This is a genomic window from Streptomyces sp. Root1310, from assembly GCF_001426425.1.
GTDB lineage: Bacteria > Actinomycetota > Actinomycetes > Streptomycetales > Streptomycetaceae > Streptomyces.
Window position 1 is genome coordinate 386,339 of sequence record NZ_LMEQ01000023.1, and the last position, 21,857, is coordinate 408,195.

Sequence of the window (21,857 nt, forward strand, 5' to 3'; positions counted from 1 at the left end):
ATGAGCAACCTTGACCGCGCGCCCGTACCGAGCCTGTGCGGCGGCCGTGGATTCGTCGTAGCCGAACCCGTCCGCGAACTGCTGAGCCCCCGGCAGGTGAAGCTCGGCGGGTCGACCGAGGTGCGCCGACTGCTGCCGAACCTCGGCCGGCGCATGATCGGCGCCTGGGCGTTCGTCGACCACTACGGCCCCGACGACATCGCCGACGAGCCCGGCATGCAGGTCCCGCCGCATCCGCACATGGGGCTGCAGACCGTCAGCTGGCTGCACGAGGGCGAGGTGCTGCACCGCGACTCGACCGGCAGCCTCCAGACCATCCGGCCCAGGGAACTCGGGCTGATGACCTCGGGGCGGGCGATCAGCCACTCCGAGGAGAGCCCGCGTGCGCACGCCCGCTACCTGCACGGCGCCCAGCTGTGGGTTGCGCTCCCGGACGCCCACCGGCACACCGACCCCCGCTTCGAGCACCACGCCGAGCTGCCCACGGTCACCGCCCCCGGCCTCACCGCCACCGTGCTCCTCGGCGCCCTGGACGGCGCCGCCTCCCCCGGCACCACGTACACCCCCCTCGTCGGCGCCGACCTGGCCCTCGCCCGGGGCGCCGACGTCCGGCTGCCGCTGGACCCCGACTTCGAGTACGGCGTGCTGTCGATGTCCGGCGAGGCACACGTGGACGGGGTGCCCGTGCTGCCGGGCTCGATGCTCTACCTCGGCTGCGGGCGCACCGAACTGTCCCTGCGGGCCGAGTCCGACGCGGGCCTGATGCTCCTCGGCGGCGAACCGTTCGAGGAGGAGCTCGTCATGTGGTGGAACTTCGTCGGCCGCTCCCAGGAGGAGATCGCCCAGGCCCGCGAGGACTGGACGACGGGCACCCGCTTCGGCGAGGTGAAGGGCTACGACGGCGCTCCGCTGCGCGCCCCGGAACTGCCGCCGACCCCGCTGAAGCCGCGCGGAAGGGTGCGCTGACCCGGGAAAAGCGGAGCCGGCCGGCCGCGGCCGTGGATCACGCCATTGACCTGCGGTGACGCCGGGGGAACGGCAGCCATCCGGTGAGGACGCGGCCGGTGACCTATCGTGAGTCGGGAGTGCCGGGACACGGACGCATCCGGGTTGCGTGGCAACGATGAGTCCGCCGGCGCCCACCGGTCTACCTCCCCACCGAGACGATCCCACCGGGAGCAGGACATGGGCCTCATCCACATCGAGCTGTTCGCGACCCTCGACCTCGTCGGGCAGGCGCCCGGCGGCCCCGAGGAGGACCCGGCGGAGTTCCCGTACGGCGGCTGGCAGGCGCCCCTGCTCGACGAGGTCGCCGGGGCGCAGGTCATGGCCGCGTACGAGGGGACGGACGCTCTCCTGCTCGGCCGGCGGACGTACGACATCTTCGCCGCCCACTGGCCGAACCAGGAGGGCGGCGAGGACGACGAGATCGCCACGCTGTTCAACAGCGTCCCGAAGTACGTGGCCTCCCGGGGCAGGCCCGACCTCGCGTGGGCCGGGTCGACGCAGCTCGGGCCGGATCTGGCCGGCGCGGTGCGCGAGATCCGGGACCGGCACGAGCACGTGAAGGTCGTCGGGAGCCTGAACCTGGTGCAGACCCTCCTGCGCGAGAGGCTCTTCGACCGGCTCGACCTCTGGGTGCACCCGATCGTGCTCGGCGTCGGGAAGAAGGTGTTCGACGGTGGCGCGGTGCCCACCAACGTCACCCTCCTCGAACCGCCGGCAGCCGGCCCGAAGGGCACCGTGTACCTGCGCTACGGGCTCGCCGAAGGCACCCCCGGGACCGGGGACATGAGCGCGCCCGATCGCGGTGTCGGGCACGGCGGCTGAGCCGTCCCGCGGTGAACCTGCCGCGGCCGGGCGGGCCCGGGTCGTCTGCCCGGGCGGAGTCCGTCACGAGATGGCCCGGAGCGGGCGGTGGGGCCGCCTGCGGAGTTGCTCGACGGCCTGCGCCGTCGAGTCGTCCGCGGGAAGGAGGACGACGACCTGCTGTGCGTCCGAGGGCAGTTCGAGTGTCTCGCGGCGCAGCCGGAGTTCGGCCCCGGAGGGGTGGTGCAGCCGCAGGACGCCACGGCGTGGAACCACGTGGCGGTTGCGGCGGCGGGTGAAGTCGGGTCCGGCGAGGGCCGCGAGTTGCGCGGTGAGCCACTCCGCGTTCTCGACGGACGGCCCGCGCCAGAGGTCGAACGCCTGCTCGTCGGCGATGTCGTCCCAGTCGGCGAAGAACGTGCGGGCGCGGGCGTCGGTGAAGACGTAGCGGGTGAGATTCGGAGCGTCGGCGTCGAGCAGTCCGGCCGCACCGGTCACCGACTCGTACGCGCTGGTGTGGGCGAGGAGGTCGCCCAGCCGGTTGGTGACCACGGCGATGCCCGGTTCGAGGAGGCGCAGCGTTTCGAGGACGGACGGTCGCACAGTCCGGGGTGCCGGTGCGGGCCGGGTGTGCGCGGAGCATTCGCCGCCGGTGATCTTCGCCAGGTAGCGCAGATGGTCGCGCTCCGAGGCGTCGAGGCTGAGCGCGTCGGCGAGCGCGTGGACGACCGCCGGCGAGGGGCGGCGGTCACGGCCCTGCTCGATGCGGGTCAGGTATTCGACGCTGATGCCTGCCCGTGCGGCGAGATCCAGCCGTCGCAGGCCCGGTGACCGGCGGCGGCCGCGATCGGGAAGCCCCAGCGACTGCGGCTGGATGCTGTCGCGCTTGGCCCGGACGAAATCTCCCAACGGCGTGCCCATGCGACGAGGATAGGCCGCCGTCCGCTGATCGCGCCGGGCTCAGCGTGGCCCTGTGGGGGCCAGCCTGAGCACGGTCTGGCTGCGGCCACGGTGCGGCCTGATCGTGGTGGGCATGAACAACGACAAGCACAAGCTGGTGATCATCCTCGGGAGCGTCCGGGAGGGACGGTTCGGCCCGGTCGTGACCTCGTGGATCGCCGAACAGGCGCGCCTGCACGCCGGTTTCGAGGTGGAGGTCGTCGATCTGGCCGGGATCGACCTCCCGCTCACCCTGCCCGCGGCTTCACCGAAGTTCGCCGGCGACGACTATCCCCGTCCGGCCGGGATGACGAAACTGACCTCGGCGCTGGAGAGCGCCGACGCGTTCATCGTCGTCACGCCGGAGTACAACCACAGCTACCCCGCCTCGTTGAAGGCGGCCATCGACTGGCACTTCACCCAGTGGACGGCCAAGCCCGTCGCGTTCGTCAGTTACGGCGGCGCGGCAGGCGGCCGGCACGCGGTGCTGCACCTGGAGAACGTGCTGACCGAGCTGCACGCGGTGACCATCCGCGACGGCCTGGCCTTCCCGAACTACTACACCGCGTGGCAGGACGGCCGTCCGCTCGATCCCCAGGTCCCCGGGTACGCCAAGACCCTGTTCGACCAACTGGCCTGGTGGGCGGGGGCGTTGCGCACGGCGCGCGAGACCACCCCCTATCCCGCATGACGACGGGCGACGCGGGGAACGGCACCGGCACCCGCACCCGCACCCGCACCGGCTGACGCGAGGGGCTGCGGAGTGGTCCCGGCGGCATTCCCGTCCAACTCGGCGCCATAGTAAGGGTGTTGTGGCAGTATCGGCTGGCATGTCGTCGTTGGCCTTGCGGTCGCCCATGCCCGTCCGTCGTCTGTTCGTCGTGCTGCTCGTGCTGCTGCTCACGGCGGTCGGCGCCGGTGTGCGCGAGGCCGGCGCGGCCACCGGGCACGGGGTGCCCAGGGCCGCGGCGACGCCCGATCGGGCGCGCTACGACGTGACCCTGCGCTCCGACGCCGACGGCGGCCACTGGACCGGACGGCAGCGGGTGTCGTTCCAAAACGCGTCCGACCGGCCGCTGCGTGCGGTGTACCTGCGGCTTTGGGGCAACGGCGAGGACATGTGCGGCACGCCCGGCGCACCCTCCCCCGTCGTCGTGTCGAGCGTGTCGGGAGGCACGCCGGGGCGTCCCTCCGTGGGGTGCACGGCCCTGCGCATCGCCCTGCCGAAGCCGCTCGCGCGCGGCGCGCGGACGGCCGTCGCCTTCGATGTCTCCATCACGGTGCCCGCGCGCAACGCCCGCTTCGGCCGCGAAGGCGCCTACCGCTTCCTCGGCAACGCGTTGCCGGTGCTCGCCGTCCACGACGCGAAGGGGTGGCACCTCGACCCGTACGTGGCGCTCGGTGAGAGCTTCTACGCCCTGACGAGCGACTTCCGCGTCCGTCTCGACCACCCGTCGGCCCTGAAGGTGCCCACGACCGGGCATACCCGAAGCCTCCCCGGCGGCCCGGGCCGTACGGTCACCGTCGCTGTCGCGGACCGGGTGCGGGACTTCGCGTGGGCCGCGGGCCCGTTCCGCACGGCGGCGCGGACCACGCCCGGGGGCGTGCGTGTGAAGGCGTACTGGGCGGCCGACACCCCCGCCGAGGGCGTGCGCCTCACCCGCGCGGACGCCGTGGCGGCGGTCGACCGGTTCGGCCGGGAGTTCGGCCGCTATCCGTACGGCGAGATCGACCTCGTGATGACCCCCGGGTTCGGCGGCGGCATGGAGTACCCCGGACTCGTCCTCCTCGGCACCACCGAGGAGGGCGGGGCCGTCGTCCACGAGCTGGCGCACCAGTGGTGGTACGGCATCGTCGGCAACGACGAGTACACCTCACCATGGCTGGACGAGAGCTTCGCCCAGTACGCCAACGCCCGTTTCTACGGCTGGGAGACCGGCGACTGCTGGTCCGACGTCTACTGGCCCGACGACAGTGCCGCGCTGACCTCCTCGATGGCCTACTGGTCGCAGCACCGCGGCACGTACCACCTCGTCTACACGGCCGGGCCCTGCGCCCTGGCCGACCTGGAACGCGCCCTCGGCCCCGACACCATGGCGCGGCTCCTGGAGCGGTACGCCCGGGAGCACTGGTACGGCGTCTCCACCACCGCCGACTTCAAGAAGGCCGCCCAGTCCATGACGGACGAGGATCTCCGTCCGTTCTGGGAGGCCCACCGCATCCGGTGACGGCGCAACGACCCGCGAGCGGAGGGGACTTACCGCTGCGCCGGGTGCGGGGCGGCGCTGTTGCGGGGTGGGTCAGCCAGGGCCGTCGAGGGCGATGCGGGCGGTGATGCGCTTGCCGACCGGTTCCTGCTCGACGAACAGGTCGTCCGTCACCGCCTTGACGATCTCCAGGCCGTGCTGGCCGATCCGTCCGGGATCGCTCGCCCGGGCCGCGGGCACCGTCGGGTCGCTGTCCCACACGACGACTTCCACCGCGTGGGCCGTGAGGCGCAGCTCCATCAGAACGGGGCCCGGGGCGTACTTGCGGGCGTTGGTGACCAGCTCGCTCACCACCAGCTGGGTGAGGTCCCGCGCGCGGGCCGGATCGGGCAGGCGATGGTGGTCATGGGCCCGGTCGAGGAAGGCGACGGCATGGTGGCGGGCGTCCGCGATGCTCGCGTCGTCCGCGCCCAGAGAGTATCCGGCGCGCATCAGGTGGCCGTCCAGCCCGGTAGAGCCGTCGCCTCCGGCGTGGGATTCCACGTGTCCTCGCCCTCACTCCCCCGGTCACGTGCGCCGGTACCCGCCATCGCGCGATGCATGCCACGGGATGCCGCCCGGCACAGCCGCCCGGGTGCGTGCCGCCGCGGTGGTGGGACGGAATCCTCCGCGCCCGCCCCTCGCCCGGGGGCCAGCCTAAACGCAGTCGAGGAGACGGTGACCGGTATCGGGAAAGCGGACCGGCCGAGCAGCTGTCCGTCGCGCGTCGCGTGGTCGACGGCGTCCGGGCCGTGACCGTGCGGGGCGGGATCGACCACGACGTCAGGGAGGTCCTCGGCGAAGCCCCGCTCCGCGCGGACGGAGCCGTGCCGCCCCGCGGATCGTGGCCGGCCTCGGCGGCGTGGCCTTCATGGACTCCAGCGGCATCAACGTCTTCCTCGCCGCCCACCGGCAGGTGAGCGGCGCGCAGGGCCGACCCCACGTGCTGCGCCCCGCCGCGATGCGACCGGACGCGCTCCGACCTTAACCTCAAGCGCGCTTGAGGGCCGACGCTTCGGCCATGACCACTACGACCACGCAGACGGATCACACCGAGATCAGCAGGCTCGTCAGCCGGTTCTTCCGAGCTCTGGACGAGCGGAAGTTCGAGGGCGACTGGGCCCGTGACTACGTCACCGACGACGTCCGGACGACGACCCCGATCGGCGCGGCCGACGGCGTCGACGCGATGGCGCACGCCAGGGAGGCACTCGAGCGGTACGCCCGCACCCAGCACATCACCTCCGACCTCCTGGTCGACGTCGAACCGGCCTCGGGGAGGGCCACGGCGTCCTGGAACGCGTTGATGACGCACGTTCACCACGAGGAGACGCTTCGGCGGCGCGGCGAGGACGCCGACCCTGTCTTCACGGTGGGTGGCCACTGGGAGGCCGAACTGCGGCGCGAGCACGGGGGATGGCGTATCAGCCGCATGTCCGTCCAGGCGATGTGGACCACAGGTCAGCCGCCCGAGCTCCCCCCGGAGTTCCGGCCCGCACCGGTTGCGTGACCCACCGTCGCGATCGGCGCGCGGCACGCGGCTACTCCTCCGTGGGCGTGGACCCGGGCCGGAAGGCATCGGCGAGGACGGCGTACCTGGTGGCGGTCTCCAGGTGCTCGTCGTCGCGGCGGCGCAGGTGTTCGTAGGAGGCGAGCCGGTACCGGGCCTGTCGCAGGCAGTGGGCCCGGACCTGCGCGTCGTCCATACCGTGGATCTCCAGCCCGGCCAACGGCGGGAAGACGTGCGCCGGTGCGGGCCGCCCGGCGGGCTCCGGTTCGGGACTGCGGTTCCAGGGACGGTCCTTGGACATGGTGATCCTCGCTGCGTGGAAGTCGGAGTGGGGCGCTTCCCGCCCTCGGCGTCTTCCAAGCATGCCGAACGCGTGTTCCACCTCACCATCCGAACGGCCGAGGTCATCCGGCGCGCCGGAGGAGCGCCCCGTAGGCTGGCGGGCGCAGCTGGTTCGCCCCGTCCGCCAGGCGGGATGCGTCGCAAGAGGGAACCCGGTGGAAATCCGGGACTGCCCCGCAGCGGTGAGCGGGAACGACCGCCGTCATACGCACTGGACCCACGAACAGGGTCTGGGAAGCGACGGCCAGTAGGTGTCTCGTACGCACTCCGTACACAGAGACGTGCCCGTGAGTCCGAAGACCTGCCCGTTGCCCGCGCGCGAAAGGACTCGTGCGCGGAAATCCCGGTGACCTCGTGGGCGGGTCGGCGTACATATCAGGCGAACGACCGCGCCGCGCCGCGCGGGATCGGTCCGCCCGGTTCGTCACCCCTTCGCGCTCGCGTCCCGTCCCGGGATCCCAGGGAGATATCTCGCGAAGGAGATTTCCGTGACAGCGAAGTCCGCAGCCGCGGCGGCACGGGCCACCGTGTACGGCTACCCCCGCCAGGGACCGAACCGGGAACTGAAGAAGGCCGTAGAGGGCTACTGGAAGGGCCGCGTCACCGCCGACGCCCTCCGGACCACCGCCGCCGAACTGCGCGCCGCCGACTGGCGGCAGCTCGCCGAGGCCGGCATCGACGAGGTACCGACCGGCGGCTTCTCGTACTACGACCACGTCCTGGACACCACCGTCATGGTCGGCGCGATCCCCGGCCGCCACCGCGACGCCGTCGCCACCGATCCGCTCGACGGCTACTTCGCCATGGCACGCGGCACCCAGGACGTCGCGCCGCTCGAGATGACCAAGTGGTTCGACACCAACTACCACTACCTGGTACCCGAGTTGGGACCGGACACCGTCTTCACGGCCGATCCGGCCAAGCAGGTCGCCGAGCTCGGGGAGGCCCTCGCCCTCGGGCTTAGCGCCCGCCCGGTACTGGTCGGCCCGGTCACCTACCTGCTGCTCGCCAAGCCCGCCCCGGGCGTGCCCGCGGACTTCGAGCCGCTCAGCCTGCTGGACAGGCTGCTGCCGGTGTACGCCGAGGTGCTCGCCGACCTGCGCGCGGCCGGCGCCGCGTGGGTACAGCTGGACGAGCCCGCCCTCGTCCAGGACCGTACCCCGGCCGAACTGGCTGCCACCGCCCGCGCCTACCGCGCTCTCGGCGCCCTGACCGACCGGCCCAGGCTCCTGGTCGCCTCCTACTTCGACCGGCTCGGCGACGCGCTGCCGGTCCTGGCCAAGGCCCCCGTGGACGGCCTCGCCCTCGACTTCACCGGCGCCGCGGCCGCCGACCTCGACGCCCTCGCGGCCGTGGGCGGCCTGCCCGGCAAGCGGCTGGTGGCCGGTGTCGTCAACGGCCGCAACGTCTGGATCAACGATCTGGAGAAGTCCCTCGCCACCCTGGGCACCCTGCTCGGGCTCGCCGACCGGGTCGATGTGGCCGCCTCCTGCTCGCTGCTCCATGTGCCCCTCGACACGAACCTGGAACGGGACATCGAGCCACAGATCCGGCGCTGGCTGGCCTTCGCCCGCCAGAAGACCGCCGAAGTCGTCACCCTTGCCAGGGGTCTGACTCTCGGTACCGACGCGATCACCGGCGAACTGGCCGCGAACCGGGCCGACCTGGCCGCCCGGGCCGGCTCCCCCCTCACCCACGACCCGGCCGTCCGGGCCCGTGCCGCCGCCGTCGGCGACGCCGACGCCCGCCGCTCCCAGCCGTATGCGGTGCGGGCCGCGGCCCAGCGTGCCCATCTCCGGCTGCCCCTCCTGCCGACCACCACCATCGGGTCCTTCCCGCAGACCGGCGAACTGCGCACCGCCCGCGCCGCCCTGCGCACCGGCCGGATCGACACCGCCGCCTACGAGGAGCGCATCCGTGCCGAGATCCAGGACGTCGTCTCCTTCCAGGAGAAGGCGGGCCTGGACGTCCTCGTGCACGGCGAGCCCGAACGCAACGACATGGTGCAGTACTTCGCCGAGCGGCTCACCGGGTACCTGACCACGGAGCACGGGTGGGTGCAGTCCTACGGCACCCGTTACGTCCGCCCGCCGGTCCTGGCCGGCGACATCTCCCGGCCCGCACCGATGACCGTGCGCTGGACGACGTACGCCCAGTCCCTCACCGACCGCCCGGTCAAGGGCATGCTCACCGGCCCCGTCACCATGCTCGCCTGGTCCTTCGTCCGCGACGACCAGCCCCTCGGCGACACCGCCCGCCAGGTCGCCCTCGCCCTGCGCGACGAGGTCGACGACCTGGAGACGGGCGGGACTTCGGTGATCCAGGTGGACGAACCCGCGCTGCGCGAGACCCTGCCGCTGCGGACCGCCGACCGCCCGGCCTACCTGGCCTGGGCCACCGAGGCGTTCCGGCTCAGCACCGGCGGCGTGCGACCGGACACGCAGATCCACACCCACATGTGCTACGCCGAGTTCGGCGACATCGTCCAGGCCATCGACGACCTCGACGCCGACGTCATCAGCCTCGAAGCCGCCCGCTCCCACATGCAGGTCGCCCGCGAACTCGCCGCGCACGGCTACCCGCGCGAGGCCGGACCGGGTGTCTACGACATCCACTCCCCCCGCGTCCCGAGCACCGAGGAGGCCGCCGAGCTGCTGCGTACCGGTCTCAGGGCCATTCCCGCCGAGCGTCTGTGGGTCAACCCCGACTGCGGCCTGAAGACCCGCGGCTGGCCCGAGACCCGGGCCTCGCTGGAGAACCTGGTCGCCGCCGCCCGTGCCGTGCGTGAGGAACTCTCCGCGTCCTGACGGCGGGCCGACCGGCCGAGCGGTCGAGGAGTCGATCAGCCGAGGAGCCGAGCAGGCCGGGGGAGGAAGCAGTCGCCGTCCTCCCCCGGCCCCGATCCCGGTCCCGGTCGGGGTCGGGTCGGGACCGGGTCGGGACCGGGTCGGGACCGGGTCGGGACCGGGTCGGGACCGGGTCGGGACCGGGTCGGGGTACGGGCTGTTCGGAGCCTTGCGGGGTAGGCGGGGGGAAGCGGTTTTGCGGAAGGCCGCCGCCCGGAGGGACCGGTCGGCGCACGCAGAACGGAGGAAGCGATGTACGAGTCCCGCCCGTCCTCGGCCGCCCGTGTCGTCGTGGGGGTGAGCGGCTCTCTGGGGAGTCTCACCGCCCTGGTCCGGGCCGCCGACGAGGCGCGGCGCCGGGGAGCCGAGCTCTGGCCGGTGCTGGCCTGGGAGCCGCCGGGCGGGGAACTCGCCGCCCGCAGGACGACGGCGGCGGCCGTCCTGGTCGAGGACTGGGAGCGGCTGGCACGTGAGCGGCTGCTCGGTGCCCTGCGGGAGGTCTTCGGGGGTGACGGCTCCGCGCTGCGTACCCGCCCCCTCATCGCGCGCGGCACCCCGGGTCCGGCGCTGGTCGGAACCGCGGACCGGGAGGACGACCTCCTCGTGATCGGCGCCGGACGGCGCGGCCTGCTGCACCGCGCCCTGTGGCCGTCGACCGCCCGTCACTGCCTCGCCCGCGCCACCTGCCCGGTCCTGGCGGTGCCGCCGTCACCTCTCCAGGACTCCCTCGCGGCTGCGCAGCGCCGGAACACGTGGGGGCTGCGGCTGGACACCCGGCACGTGGCGAGGGAGTTCGAGACCGTGCCGCCCGACGCCTGAGGCGATCGGGACCGCACGGCCCGCCGCCGCCGAGCGGTACCGGTCGCGGAATGCAGCGCCAGGCGGCTGCTCCGTCACGCAGAGTAAAGCCCGCGGCCGCATCGTCTAAGCTCCGGACCATGCGCGTATGGATCTTGGAGGACGAACCCGAGCCGGGGACGCTCGTCGCTGCTCGGCTGCGTGGCGCGGGCCCCGCGGTGGACCTCGCGCGGCCTGGGTCCGTCGCGGATCCCGAGCCGGGCGCATGAACACTCCGCGCAAGCCCCGGCTGCTCGTCGGCGCCGCCGCGGGACTCGGCACGCTGCTCCTCGCCGCGACCCTGCACGGCCTGCCCTTCGACGGCGGCACCGGGCCCGCAGCGACCGAGGTGGCCATCCGGGTCGACCAGGTCGGCTATGTACGAGGGGAGGCTAAGCGGGCCTACGTCATGGGGCCCTCGACGGCCCTCGCCGGAGCGCGCTACCAGGTCGTCGACGCCGAGGACGACGTCGTCACGGCGGGGCGGCTCGGGGCCTCCACCGGCCGCTGGAACGCCAAGTACCCCGCGGTGCGCACCGTCGACCTCACCGCGCTCGACACCCCCGGCACCTACCGCGTCGTCCTGACCGGCACCGCGGCCGGCCGCTCGCCCGCGTTCCGGATCGCCGGCGCCCGCGAGCTGATGACCCCGCTCGTCCGGGACAACGTCCGCTTCCTGCAGGCACAGCGCGACGGAGCCGACGTGCTCCCCGGCGCCCTGCGGCACGGCCCTTCGCATCTGGCCGACCAGGACGCGGCCGTCTACGCCGAACCGGACTACGACGAGGAGGGCGACGAACTGCTCGACGAGCGGCTGACCCCGACCGGCGACCGGGTCGACGTCTCGGGCGGCTGGTTCGACGCGGGGGACTTCCTCAAGTTCACCGGCACCACCTCCTACTCGGTCGCCGAACTCCTGCTGGCCCAGCGTGACCTGCCGGGCATGGCGGAACTGTCCGCCGAGGCCTCGCACGGGCTGGCCTGGCTGGACAGGATGTGGGACGAGGACAGCGAGACCCTCTACGCACAGGTGGGCATCGGCGCGGGCAACGACGCCGTACTGACGGACCACGACGTGTGGCGGCTGCCGGAGGCCGACGACCGACTCGACGTGTCACCCGGTGACCCCGAGTACGCGATCAAGCACCGGCCGGTCTTCCGCGCGGCCGCACCGGGCGAGGCGATCAGCCCCAATCTGGCGGGACGGGTGGCCGCGGTCTTCGCCCTCGCCGCACAGCGCGCCGCCGCCGCGGAGCCGGAGAAGGCCCGGGCGTGGCTGGACAAGGCCGCCGCCGTCTACGACCTGGCCGACACCGGTCACGACCCCGACGAGCAGCTCGTCACGGCGTTCCCGGGCGCCTTCTACCCCGAGGACTCGTGGCAGGACGACATGGAGTTCGGCGGCGCGGAACTGGCCCTGGCCGCACGGGAACTCGGGGACGGCCGGGAGAGCGACTGGGCGGACGCGGCGGCAGGATGGGCCGGGGACTATCTGGACTCCGACGTCAAGGGCACTCTCAACGTCGCGGACGTCAGCGCCCTGGCCCACGTCGACCTGGCCGCGGTCCTGGACGGCACCCGGACGAACGGCATCGGGGCCGAGGAGCTATACGCGGACCTGCGCCGCCAGTTGGACGACGGTGTCGCCCGCGCCGGGCACGACCCGTTCGGAGCCGGCGCCGTCTACGACGACTTCGACGCCGTACCGCACACCTTCGGTCTGGTGGCCACCGCCCGCCTGTACGCCGGGGCCACCGGAGACACCCGCTACGCGGCTTTCGCCGGCCGGCAGCGAGGCTGGGCCCTCGGCGCCAACGCCTGGGGAACCAGCTTCGTGATCGGTGCGGGTGAGGTATACCCGCACTGCCCGGAACACCAGCTCGCCAACCTCCGGGGCAGCCACGACGGAAAGGGCGCCGTCCTGCGGGGCGCCGTGGTCAACGGCCCCAACGCCGCGTCGAGGCTGGCGGAGCTGAACGGCTTCCCGACCATGAAGAAGTGCAGCGCCGCCCCGCCGGCCGGGGCCTGGACCGACTTCGACGGGAAGGGCGCACGGTACGTCGACGACGTGGGCGCCTGGCAGACGGTGGAGCCCGCACTGGACTTCACCACGACGGCGCTGCTGGCCTTCGCCCTGACCGCGCGGGGTGGCAGCGAGAAGCCGAGCCTCTGAGACTCCTCAAGTCGCTTGGCATCCACGGATCATGACCGTCAGGCTGCTGTCCATGACAGGAATCACGGGACTGGGCAGGAAGAACAACTTCGTGCTGGCCATCCGGGACGCGGATCTGATCGCGGCGGCTCTGCGCCGGGCACTGGCCGAGGCCTCGCCCGAGGAGCGTCCGGGCCTGGAACGCGCCGCCGCACTAGTCGAGTCCACGGCCGCCGCCACCGAGACCCAGCTGCGTGCCCGCTGGGTCCGCTCCCGAGTGGCCGCCGTCGGCTTCACCGGCGACATCGCCTCGGTCGCGGCGGTGAAGGCCCTGCGCCGGGCGGAACCTGGGCTGAGCCTGCTGGCGGCGGTGAATCTGCAGAAGGAGGCAGTAGCGGACGCCGTGGCCCGTCCGGAGTGAACCGGGAGGCGTGGAGGGGTAGCGGACGGCTCCCCGACCGCCTCCAACTCCCGGACCGCTTCCGGCTCCCGACCGCTTCCGGCTCCCGCCCCGCACACCCGGCAGCCGCGGGCCACGGCCACCACCCGGCCCGGTAGGTCGGGTCATTTCCTCGCGACGAGTCGGACGGGGATCTCGGCGTACGTGTTGAGCAGCGTGTTCTCCGCGATCACCGGATCGCCGGTGAGTTCGATGCGCTCGACGGACTCGAGAAGCGCATGGATCAGGGTGTTCATTTCGAGGCGGGCCGCGCCCTGTCCGACACAGCTGTGCGCTCCGTATCCGAATCCGAGGTGGTCCGGCGGATTGCGGCGGAGGTCGAACTCGTCCGCGCGCACCCACTTGCGTTCGTCACGGTTCGCCGAGGCGAACAGGGCCCACACCCGCGCGCCCTGCGGGATCGTCACCCCGCCGAGCTCCGTGTCATGTGCCGCGACGCGGGTGAGTCCCCGCAGGGGGCTCTCGAACCGGAGCAGCTCGTTGACCGCCGAAGCCACGAGTCCGGGCTCGGCGCGCAGCGCGGCCCACTGGTCCGGACGCTCGGCGAAGACGACGAGGAAATGGCCGATCGCGGCGGCGGTGGTCTCCAGCGACGGTCCGATGAAGTCCACGAGGAGGAGCGGGCACTTCTCCCGGGGAATGACACCCTGGTCCGCCGCTTCGAGCATGGCGGCCCCAGGACTTCCCGGCGCGAGTTCCCCGTCGGCGGCGAGTTCGTGGGCGAACGCGAACAGGCGCCGCGTCATCTCCAGGTTGTACGGGGTGCGTTCGGTGACCGGACCGAGCAGGTCGTTGCCCACCTGCCCCCACTCGTAGAGGTGCTCCCGGTTGCGTTCGGGCAGTCCGAGCAAGTCCGGGACGACCGCCATCGGCATCGCCTGGGCCAGCTCGGCGACGCCGTCGATCTCACCCTTGGCGACGACTTCGCCGACGAGGTCCCGCGCCTTCCGGGCGACCTCCTCACCACGACCGCGCAGGGCCCGGGGACGCAGTCCGGCCCCGACGACGGAGCGCAGCACGTCGTGCTCCGGCGGGTCGCTGACGAGGGTGACGCCCCGCATCATCTGGTTCACGACCGGGTTGAATCCCACGCCCTCACCGGAGACGAAGGTGCCGTGATCGGCCAGCGCCGCCTTCACCTCGTCGTAGCGGGTGACCGCGTACACGTCGGGTTCGCGCAGCCGGACGACGGCGCCCAGCTCGCGCAGCTGCCGGTACTGCTCGTAGCGGGTGCGCTGATCCGAGGTCGCGAACATGTCGATCTCGGTCATGGGTGCGACGGCCACGGTTTCCTCCCCTGAACTGTCGGCGACGACGGTCGACGAACCCGGTGCCGGTCACGATCCCGGTCCCGGTCACAGTCCCGATCACAGTCCCGGAACCGCGTGTCCGACTCGCGGTCCGAGAGGAACACGCCGCACACCTTCGCTTCATCGTTCGAGCCGGACGCATCCCCCTGAGACTGCTTCGGCGGACGTCGCAGCAAACCTGATCCCCCGTCTCCCGTGTCACTCCCGACTCGGCGACGGAGATTAAGTAGCCATGTACATAGTAGCCATGTACTCTATTGTGCATGAGTGAGCGCAAGGGCCCCGAAGGGGCGACGCCCGGATTTCTGGTGTGGCGGCTGTCGACGAAGTGGCGTGTGGCCGTGGACCGCGCGGTGGCCCCGCTCGGCCTGACCCACGCCCAGTACTCGCTGGTCGCCTCGCTCTACGGGATGCAGCACGCCGGCGAACGGCCCAGCCAGCGCCGGCTGGCCGACCACACCGGCCTGGAGCCGCTGTACGTCTCCAAGCTGGCGCGCGCCCTGGAGTCCGCCGGACTGATCGAGCGCACCCGGGATCCCCGCGACCCGCGCGCCGTACAGCTCGCCCTGACCGAGCGGGGCCAGGACGTGACACAGCGGGCCGTCAAGGTGGTCCAGGGGCTGCTGGAGCGGCTGCTGGAACCGCTCGGCGGCCTGAAGAGCCCGCGAACGCGCGCGCTCACCGGCGAACTGGCCCTTCTGCTCGACGTACCGCTCGACGCACCGCTCGACCTCACCGACGAGACAACTCAGGAGTGACGATGACCGAGACCGCACCGCCCGTCGGCGGCCGCACCATAGGGCTCGCGCACTACGCGGGCCGCGCCGTCCTGGAGCACGTCCTGGCGCGCCACGGCGCCACCTTCCACCAGCAGATCACCCTGCGGACGGCCGTCACCGCGGGCGGGCCGCTGGAACGCGGCGCGCTCGTAGGGCAGGTGACCGACGCGCTCAAGACCGAGGCGGCTGACGCACACGCCACCGTCGACGGGCTGCTCGCCGCGGGGCTGCTGGCGGCCGACGGCCCTCTGGTCCGGCCCACCGACGCCGGCCGTGAGCTGTTCGCCGTCGTCGGCGCCGAGACGGGCGAGATCTCGGCGCGGATCTATGCCGGGATCCCCCCGGAGGACCTGGCGGCCACCGGCCGCGCCCTGGCCCGCGTCACCGAGCGGGCCGAGGCGGAGCTTGCGGAGCTGACCCGCGCGTCCCGGTAGCGCACCCGCACACCCCCCGGGTAGTGGAATATTCAACCACCACGCCCGGTTGTCGGACGCGAAGGAGGCACGAGTGGACACCACATACGAGACGACCGACAACACCACCTACTACGCCCACGGAACGCCGGCCGAGCGGTGGGAGCGGGCGCGGCTGTTCTTCGCCGCGAAGGAGTACACCGCCGCCGCGCGGGTGCTGGTCGGGCTGGTCGAGGAGGTGCCGGAGCAGACCGGACCGCGGCTGCTGCTGGCCCGCTCCTACTACCACTCGGCCCAACTGCAGCGCGCCGAGACCGAGTTGCGGCTGATCGTCGAGCGGGACCCGGTGGAGCACTACGCCCGGCTGATGCTGGGCCGGACCCTGGAGCGACAGGGGCGGCACGCCGAGGCGGGACCGCATCTGCGGCTCGCCTCGGCGCTGGCCGGGGACTTCCCCGAGGCCTGAGCCCACGGCGGCGAGCGGCCCGGCGGTGATGTCCACCGCCGGGCCGCCGCCGTGCACGGGGCCGCTCAGACGGCCGCCCGCCTCCCCCGCCGGTGCGCGATCTCGCCGAGGACGACGTCCACGGCCAGGAAGCCGGCGAGCGGGATGCCGAGGAGCGGCACGAAGTAGGCGAGCACGGCGACCGTCGCCATCAGCGGGACGAGGACGTACGGCGGGACCTGCGCCCAGGCGCCGCGCGGGACCGGCCGGCCGAAGGCGGACCCGCGGCCGCGCTGCCACCACATGCGGTAGCCCCACACGATCAACAGGACCAGGCAGCCCGCGAGGAGCATCAGCGCGAGCTGGTTGACCAGACCGAACAGGACGCCGGTGTGCAGGTCGATGCCCCAGCGGGTCAGCTTGGCGAGCAGCGGGTGGTCGTCGAACCGCAGCACGTCGGTGACCTCGCCGGTGGCCGGGTCGATCGCCACCGCGTCCTGCTTCTCGGGCCAGCTGCGCTGCACCTGCTTGACCACGAACGCGGAGGAGGCGTCCGCGGGCGGGACGATCTCGACCGGGTCGCCCAGACCCTTCGCCCGCGCCGCGGCCAGGACCCTGTCGAGGCCGACGCCGTGCTCGGCGTCCCCGCCCGCGCCGGAGGCCGTGTCGTGACCGGCGTGGTCGCCGCCGCTCGCGGCCGCCGAGACGGACGGGGTGGCCTGGCCGAGCGAGGTGCGCAGGACGTCGATGTTGGCGCCCGCGTAGGTGGACCAGGTGAGCCCGGTCGCGGACAGGAAGATGAAGCCGACGGCGGCCCACACGCCGACGGTGCCGTGCAGACCCAGCGTGCGGCGCCGTCCACTGGTGCCGCGGACCTTGCGCAGGGCGCGGCGGCGGGAGAACCAGAGCACCAGGCCGCCGCCGGCTATCACCCACAGCCAGCTGGCGGCGAGTTCGCTGTAAAGGCGGCCGTTCTCCCCGAGGTGCAGATCGCGGTGGAGCTCGTCGATCCAGGTACGCAGCGGCAGCGCGCCGGTGGAGCCGTACTGCTCCAGCGCGCCGCGCACCTCGCCCGTGTACGGGTCGACGAACACGGCGAGGGTGTGGGTGGCGTCGACGCCCTCGACACCGGACAGCATCACCCGGGTCGTGGCGTCGTCCTGCGGCGAGGGGCGGACGGCCGAAACCGTACCCTCGGGGTAGGCCTTGCGGGCGGCGTCCACCTGCTCGGAGATCGGCAGTGGGGTGTCCCCGACCGGCACGGTCAACTCGTGGGAGTACACGAGCTTCTCGGCCTGGAACGCGCCGGCGTACAGGAATCCGGTGACGGCAGCGACCAGCAGGAACGGCGCCACGAACACACCGGCGTAGAAGTGCAGACGCAGTATCAGCGGGCGCAGCGGGGCCCACGGACCGCGGGACTTCGGCGCGGGGGCCGCTGTTTGCGGGGCCTCGTCCGTGGTGGTCGAGGGAGCGGTGGACATGGTGGGCTTCTCCGGGGGCAGGAGGAGTGGGTCGGGGACAGCGGCCTGGGGGACGCTTTTCGGCCGTGACGCACCAGTAGTCGGCGGCGGACGGCACCGAGTTCCCGCCAGTTCGAGTGACGTGCGTCACATGCCATGAGGCCGTGGCATGCTGGCCCGATGGCATCTCCCAGTCCTCGCGCGCCCCTTGCCGATCGGATCGAGGAACTCCTCGCCCCGGGTGGCCCGTTGCCCATCGTCGCGGCCGGAGACCCGGTCCTGCGGACGGGCACGACACGCTACGAGGGCCAGCTCGACCCCGCCCTGCTGGCCCGGTTCGTCGAGGCCCTGCGCGTCACCATGCACGCGGCGCCGGGCGTGGGACTCGCCGCCCCGCAGGTCGGTGTGGAACTGCGGATCGCCGTCATCGAGGACCCCGCGCCGGTGCCGGAGGAGGTGCGGCTGGCCCGCGGCCGGGTGCCCCAGCCGTTCCGGGTCCTGGTCAACCCCTCCTACGAGCCGGTCGGTTCGGCCCGTGCCGCCTTCTTCGAGGGCTGCCTGAGCGTGCCGGGCTACCAGGCGGTGGTGGCCCGGCACGCCGAGGTGCGGCTCACGGGGGCGGACGAGCACGGCCGGCCGCTGGACGAGGTGTTCGCCGGCTGGCCCGCCCGTATCGTCCAGCACGAGACGGACCACCTCGACGGTCTGCTCTACCTCGACCGGGCCGAACCGCGCTCGCTCTCGGCCAACCAGGCCGTGCTCGACCGCTGGACGCAGCCGACGGCGGACCTGGCCGCACGGACGCTGGGGTTCGAACTCCCCTGAACGGCGGGCCGGTCGGCCGGGTGCGCTCAGTTGTCCCGGTAGGCCTCCAGCAGTCGCAGCCACACCTCGCTGAGCGTCGGGTAGGACGGGACGGCGTGCCACAGCCGGGCGAGCGGGACCTGTCCGGCGACCGCGATCGTCGCCGAGTGGATCAGCTCGCCGACGCCCGGGCCGACGAAGGTGACGCCGCGCAGGATCTCCCGCTCCAGGTCGACGACCATCCGGGCGCGGCCCTTGTAGCCCTCGGCGTACAGGCCCGCTCCGGCCACGGACGACATGTCGACGTCGACGGCCCGCACCCGGTGTCCGGCCTGTTCCGCCTCGGCGAGCGAGAGGCCGACGGCGGCCGCCTCCGGGTCGGTGAACACGACCTGGGGGACGGACTCGTGGTCGGCCGTGGCGGCGTGGGCGCTCCACGGGTCGCTCTCCGGCAGGTCGGTACCGGCCGCGCGGGCGGCGATGGCGGCGCCCGCGATCCGGGCCTGGTACTTGCCCTGGTGGGTGAGGAGGGCCCGGTGGTTGACGTCGCCCACCCCGTAGAGCCAGTCGGTGCCGGTGACGCGCAGGCTGTCGTCGACGGTGAGCCAGGAGCCGGGTGCCAGACCGACCGTGTCCAGGCCGATGTCGTCGGTGCGCGGGGCACGGCCGACGGCGAAGAGGATCTCGTCGGCCTCGATGCGCTCGCCGGTGTCGGTGACGACCACGACGGTGCCGTCGGAGCGGGTCACCGACGCCACCGAGGTGCCCGTGCGCACGTCCGCGCCGGCCTCGGTGAGCGCCTCCGCGACCAGTTCGCCCGCGAACGGCTCCATCCGGTCGAGCAGGCCCTTGCCCCGCACGAGGAGGGTGACCTGCGAGCCGAGCGCCTGCCAGGCGGTGGCCATCTCGGTGGCGACGACTCCCCCGCCGACCACGACGAGCCGGCCGGGCGCCGACTGGGCGCTGGTCGCCTCCCGGCTCGTCCAGGGCCCGACCTCGGCCAGGCCCGGCAGGTCGGGCAGCGCCGCGCGGGTCCCGGTGGCGACGACGACCGCGTGGCGGGCCGTGAGGACCCTGTCCCCCACCGTCACCGTGCGCGGGCCGGTCAGTCTCCCGTGGCCGCGGTACAGGTCCGCGCCGATGCTCTTGATCCAGTCGACCTGGCCGTCGTCCGTCCAGTCACCGGTGAACCAGTTGCGGCGGGCGAGGACCGCCGCCGTGTCCAGGGGGCCTTGCACCGCGTCGCGCAGGCCGGGCAGTCTGCGGGCGTCCGCGCGGGCGATCACCGGGCGCAGCAGTGCCTTGCTCGGCATACAGGCCCAGTACGAGCACTCGCCGCCGACCAGTTCGCTCTCCACGACCGCGGTGGTGAGGCCGGCCGCACGGGTGCGGTCGGCGACGTTCTCCCCCACGGGCCCGGCTCCGAGCACAACCACGTCGTACAGGTTGGTTTCCGTTTCCGTCATGGGGTCAGTCTGGTGGGTGGTGTGCGGGGTGGCCACACGGGTAGGGGCGCGGAATACGCGTCGGGCCGGCCGCGTTGTGCCGGACGGCTTCACCCCATGTCGGGGACCCTGACAGAAAGCACCGGGAAGAGGAATCACGCCATGAGCAGCACCGTGGAGCTCACCAAGGAGAACTTCGACCAGACGGTCACGGACAACGACTTCGTCCTGATCGACTTCTGGGCGGCCTGGTGCGGCCCGTGCCGTCAGTTCGCCCCGGTCTACGACAAGGCCGCGCAGGAGAACCCGGATCTGGTGTTCGGCAAGGTGGACACCGAGGCGCAGCCGGAGCTGGCCGCGGCCTTCGGCATCCAGTCGATCCCGACGCTGATGATCGTGCGGGACCGGGTCGCCGTGTTCTCGCAGCCGGGCGCCCTGCCCGAGGCCGCCCTCACGGACGTCATCGGACAGGCGCGCAAGCTGGACATGGACGAGGTCCGCAAGTCCATCGAGGAGGAGCAGGCCAAGGCCGGGGCCGACGGCGCCCCGGCCGCCCAGGGCGAGTAGCCCCGGGAGCCCCGGCGCCCGGAAGAGCCCCGGCCCTCAGAAGGGGTAGGGCGCCACGTCCGCGCGCACCGTCGTCCAGCGGACGTCGGTGAAGGCCTCGAGGTTGGCCTCGCCGCCGAAGCGGGCGCCGGTGCCGGAGGCGGCGACCCCGCCGAAGGGGGCGACGGCCTCGTCGTTCACCGTCTGGTCGTTGATGTGCACGATGCCGGTCGGGACGCGTTCGGCGAGGTCCAGACCGCGGGCGGCGTCCCGGGTGACGATGCCGAGCGAGAGGCCGTAGGAGCTGCGCGCGGCCAGGGCCGCCGCCTCGTCCGGGGTGCCGAAGGAGCGGACGGGGGCCACCGGGCCGAAGACCTCCTCCGCGTAGGCGGGGGTGTCGTCGTCGACGCCCGCGAGGACGGTCGGCCGGTAGAAGAGGTCCTCGTGCCTGCCGCCCGCGGCGAGCTTGGCGCCGGCGGCGGTGCTGGCCTCGACCAGGCCGTGCACCTTGGTGAGCTGCCCGCCGTCGATGAGCGGGCCGAGGTGGACCTGGGCGCGGTGCGGGTCGCCGACGGCGAGGGCGTCGGCCTTGGCCGCGAGCCGCTCCACGTACTCCTCGTAGAGGGAGGCGTGCACCAGGTGGCGGCCGGTGGTCATGCAGATCTGGCCCTGGTGGAAGAAGGATCCCCAGGCCGCGGTGGAGATCACCGCGTCCAGGTCGGCGTCCTCCAGCACGATCAGGGCGGAGTTGCCGCCGAGTTCGAGGTGGGCCCGCTTGAGGTGCCGGCCGGCCGCCTCACCGACCGCCCGCCCGGCGCCGGTGGAGCCGGTGAAGGAGATCACCGGCACCCGCGGGTCGGCGACCAGGGCCGCCCCGGTCTCGGCGCCGCCCGGGAGGATGTGCAGGAGGTCCTCGGGCAGCCCGGCCTCCGCGAAGACCGCGGCCAGTGCCAGTCCGCCGCACACCGCCGTCCGCGGGTCCGGCTTGAGGACGACCGCGTTGCCGAGCGCGAGGGCGGGCGCGACGGACCGGATCGACAGGATCAGCGGGGCGTTGAACGGGGAGATCACGCCCACGACGCCGACGGGCACCCGCCGGGTGTACGACAGCCGGGGCGCCTCGCTGGGCAGGACCTGTCCGGCCGGGCGGGAGGCGAGCGCGGCGGCCTCGTAGCACTCCTGGGCGGCGACGTGCAGCTCGAAGTCGGCCTTGCCGGGTATGGATCCGGACTCGCGGACGATCCACTCGCGCAGTTCCTCGGCGTGGGCGGTGAACAGGTCACCGGCCTTGCGCAGCACGCCGGCGCGCACGAAGTGGGGCAGCCGGGCCCACTCGGTCTGCGCGGCACGGGCGGCCTCGGCGGCCGGACCGACGTCCGCGGCGCCCGCCAGGTCGACGGTGCCCAGCGGGTCGCCGGTGGCGGGTTCGGTGACGGTGTACCGGGGGCCCGACAAGGGGCGGGACTGCCAGTTCTGGGGGTCGAGCAGCGGCATGAAGGCTCTCCGATCGG

The 21,857-nt window shown here is 73.0% G+C and carries 23 protein-coding genes and 1 riboswitch; of the genes, 16 read left to right on the forward strand and 7 right to left on the reverse strand.

Translation table 11 applies throughout. The features are described 5' to 3' along the window. Window positions 1–966 (forward strand): pirin family protein, encoded by a 966-nt coding sequence (locus ASD48_RS25825; RefSeq protein WP_057604095.1) that lies wholly within the window; start codon window positions 1–3, stop codon window positions 964–966. Window positions 967–1,185: 219 nt separating this feature from the next. Next, entirely contained in the window at window positions 1,186–1,830 is a 645-nt protein-coding gene (locus ASD48_RS25830; RefSeq protein ID WP_057604096.1) for a dihydrofolate reductase family protein, read from the forward strand. A gap of 63 nt (window positions 1,831–1,893) precedes the next feature. Here ASD48_RS25830 and ASD48_RS25835 read toward each other — a convergent pair whose 3' ends face one another. Next, the gene (locus ASD48_RS25835; RefSeq protein WP_057604097.1) at window positions 1,894–2,730 is read right to left on the reverse strand and encodes a helix-turn-helix transcriptional regulator; all 837 of its coding nucleotides are present in this window, start codon (window positions 2,728–2,730) and stop codon (window positions 1,894–1,896) included. A 112-nt stretch (window positions 2,731–2,842) separates the two neighbouring features. On the opposite strand from ASD48_RS25835, the gene ASD48_RS25840 reads away from it, so the two are divergent. Further along, window positions 2,843–3,439, forward strand: a complete 597-nt coding sequence (locus ASD48_RS25840) for an NAD(P)H-dependent oxidoreductase (protein WP_057604357.1) — start codon at window positions 2,843–2,845, stop codon at window positions 3,437–3,439. 166 nt (window positions 3,440–3,605) lie between these two features. Next, window positions 3,606–4,976, forward strand: a complete 1,371-nt coding sequence (locus ASD48_RS25845; protein WP_079073974.1) for a M1 family metallopeptidase — start codon at window positions 3,606–3,608, stop codon at window positions 4,974–4,976. Window positions 4,977–5,048: 72 nt separating this feature from the next. Here the strand turns inward: ASD48_RS25845 and ASD48_RS25850 are convergent, their stop codons facing one another. Continuing rightward, window positions 5,049–5,498 carry an ATP-binding protein gene (locus ASD48_RS25850; RefSeq protein WP_057604099.1) on the reverse strand — a complete coding sequence of 150 codons (450 nt, stop codon included), beginning with the start codon at window positions 5,496–5,498 and terminating at the stop codon, window positions 5,049–5,051. A gap of 340 nt (window positions 5,499–5,838) precedes the next feature. Between ASD48_RS25850 and ASD48_RS45570 the strand changes: the two genes are divergently transcribed. Both ASD48_RS45570 and ASD48_RS25855 read left to right on the forward strand, forming a co-directional pair. Beyond that, window positions 5,839–5,982, forward strand: a complete 144-nt coding sequence (locus ASD48_RS45570; protein ID WP_242432731.1) for a hypothetical protein — start codon at window positions 5,839–5,841, stop codon at window positions 5,980–5,982. 33 nt (window positions 5,983–6,015) lie between these two features. After that, window positions 6,016–6,504, forward strand: coding sequence for a nuclear transport factor 2 family protein (locus ASD48_RS25855; RefSeq protein WP_057604100.1), 489 nt, complete (start codon window positions 6,016–6,018; stop codon window positions 6,502–6,504). Between the two features lie 31 nt (window positions 6,505–6,535). On the opposite strand, the gene ASD48_RS25860 is transcribed toward ASD48_RS25855, so the two are convergent. Next, window positions 6,536–6,805 (reverse strand): hypothetical protein, encoded by a 270-nt coding sequence (locus ASD48_RS25860; protein ID WP_057604101.1) that lies wholly within the window; start codon window positions 6,803–6,805, stop codon window positions 6,536–6,538. A gap of 147 nt (window positions 6,806–6,952) precedes the next feature. Then, window positions 6,953–7,156, forward strand: a riboswitch (cobalamin riboswitch). A 178-nt stretch (window positions 7,157–7,334) separates the two neighbouring features. Here ASD48_RS25860 and metE point away from each other — a divergent pair. From metE to ASD48_RS25880, 5 genes are all read left to right on the forward strand, one after another. After that, a complete protein-coding gene (gene metE / locus ASD48_RS25865) occupies window positions 7,335–9,653 on the forward strand; it encodes a 5-methyltetrahydropteroyltriglutamate--homocysteine S-methyltransferase (protein WP_057604102.1) in 2,319 nt (772 codons plus the stop codon). A gap of 291 nt (window positions 9,654–9,944) precedes the next feature. Then, window positions 9,945–10,511, forward strand: a complete 567-nt coding sequence (locus ASD48_RS25870; RefSeq protein ID WP_057604103.1) for a universal stress protein — start codon at window positions 9,945–9,947, stop codon at window positions 10,509–10,511. A gap of 119 nt (window positions 10,512–10,630) precedes the next feature. Next, complete coding sequence (locus tag ASD48_RS46050; RefSeq protein ID WP_282438308.1) at window positions 10,631–10,759, forward strand: hypothetical protein; 129 nt, start codon at window positions 10,631–10,633, stop codon at window positions 10,757–10,759. Next, window positions 10,756–12,702 carry a glycoside hydrolase family 9 protein gene (locus ASD48_RS25875; RefSeq protein WP_057604104.1) on the forward strand — a complete coding sequence of 649 codons (1,947 nt, stop codon included), beginning with the start codon at window positions 10,756–10,758 and terminating at the stop codon, window positions 12,700–12,702. Before ASD48_RS46050 ends, ASD48_RS25875 begins: the two co-directional genes overlap by 4 nt. A gap of 52 nt (window positions 12,703–12,754) precedes the next feature. Further along, complete coding sequence (locus ASD48_RS25880; protein WP_057604358.1) at window positions 12,755–13,102, forward strand: hypothetical protein; 348 nt, start codon at window positions 12,755–12,757, stop codon at window positions 13,100–13,102. Between the two features lie 143 nt (window positions 13,103–13,245). On the opposite strand, the gene ASD48_RS25885 is transcribed toward ASD48_RS25880, so the two are convergent. Continuing rightward, on the reverse strand, window positions 13,246–14,427 hold the full coding sequence (locus ASD48_RS25885) for a cytochrome P450 (protein WP_157880700.1): 1,182 nt from the start codon (window positions 14,425–14,427) through the stop codon (window positions 13,246–13,248). Between the two features lie 287 nt (window positions 14,428–14,714). On the opposite strand from ASD48_RS25885, the gene ASD48_RS25890 reads away from it, so the two are divergent. The 3 genes from ASD48_RS25890 (at window position 14,715) to ASD48_RS25900 (ending at window position 16,109) form a co-directional block, all read left to right on the forward strand. Next, window positions 14,715–15,209: a MarR family transcriptional regulator gene (locus ASD48_RS25890; RefSeq protein ID WP_057604106.1), complete on the forward strand. Its 495-nt coding sequence runs from the start codon at window positions 14,715–14,717 to the stop codon at window positions 15,207–15,209. Window positions 15,210–15,211: 2 nt separating this feature from the next. Next, window positions 15,212–15,664 (forward strand): hypothetical protein, encoded by a 453-nt coding sequence (locus ASD48_RS25895; protein ID WP_057604107.1) that lies wholly within the window; start codon window positions 15,212–15,214, stop codon window positions 15,662–15,664. Window positions 15,665–15,737: 73 nt separating this feature from the next. Further along, window positions 15,738–16,109 carry a tetratricopeptide repeat protein gene (locus tag ASD48_RS25900; protein ID WP_057604108.1) on the forward strand — a complete coding sequence of 124 codons (372 nt, stop codon included), beginning with the start codon at window positions 15,738–15,740 and terminating at the stop codon, window positions 16,107–16,109. A 65-nt stretch (window positions 16,110–16,174) separates the two neighbouring features. Here the strand turns inward: ASD48_RS25900 and ASD48_RS25905 are convergent, their stop codons facing one another. Next, the gene (locus ASD48_RS25905; RefSeq protein ID WP_057604109.1) at window positions 16,175–17,572 is read right to left on the reverse strand and encodes a PepSY-associated TM helix domain-containing protein; all 1,398 of its coding nucleotides are present in this window, start codon (window positions 17,570–17,572) and stop codon (window positions 16,175–16,177) included. A 159-nt stretch (window positions 17,573–17,731) separates the two neighbouring features. On the opposite strand from ASD48_RS25905, the gene ASD48_RS25910 reads away from it, so the two are divergent. Continuing rightward, on the forward strand, window positions 17,732–18,376 hold the full coding sequence (locus ASD48_RS25910; protein ID WP_057604110.1) for a peptide deformylase: 645 nt from the start codon (window positions 17,732–17,734) through the stop codon (window positions 18,374–18,376). 26 nt (window positions 18,377–18,402) lie between these two features. On the opposite strand, the gene ASD48_RS25915 is transcribed toward ASD48_RS25910, so the two are convergent. Beyond that, window positions 18,403–19,821, reverse strand: a complete 1,419-nt coding sequence (locus tag ASD48_RS25915; protein WP_057604111.1) for an NAD(P)/FAD-dependent oxidoreductase — start codon at window positions 19,819–19,821, stop codon at window positions 18,403–18,405. A gap of 141 nt (window positions 19,822–19,962) precedes the next feature. Here ASD48_RS25915 and trxA point away from each other — a divergent pair, with 141 nt between their 5' ends. Beyond that, window positions 19,963–20,367, forward strand: a complete 405-nt coding sequence (gene trxA, locus ASD48_RS25920) for a thioredoxin (RefSeq protein WP_057604112.1) — start codon at window positions 19,963–19,965, stop codon at window positions 20,365–20,367. Between the two features lie 36 nt (window positions 20,368–20,403). Here the strand turns inward: trxA and ASD48_RS25925 are convergent, their stop codons facing one another. Continuing rightward, entirely contained in the window at window positions 20,404–21,840 is a 1,437-nt protein-coding gene (locus ASD48_RS25925; protein ID WP_057604113.1) for an aldehyde dehydrogenase family protein, read from the reverse strand. Window positions 21,841–21,857 lie beyond the last annotated feature (17 nt).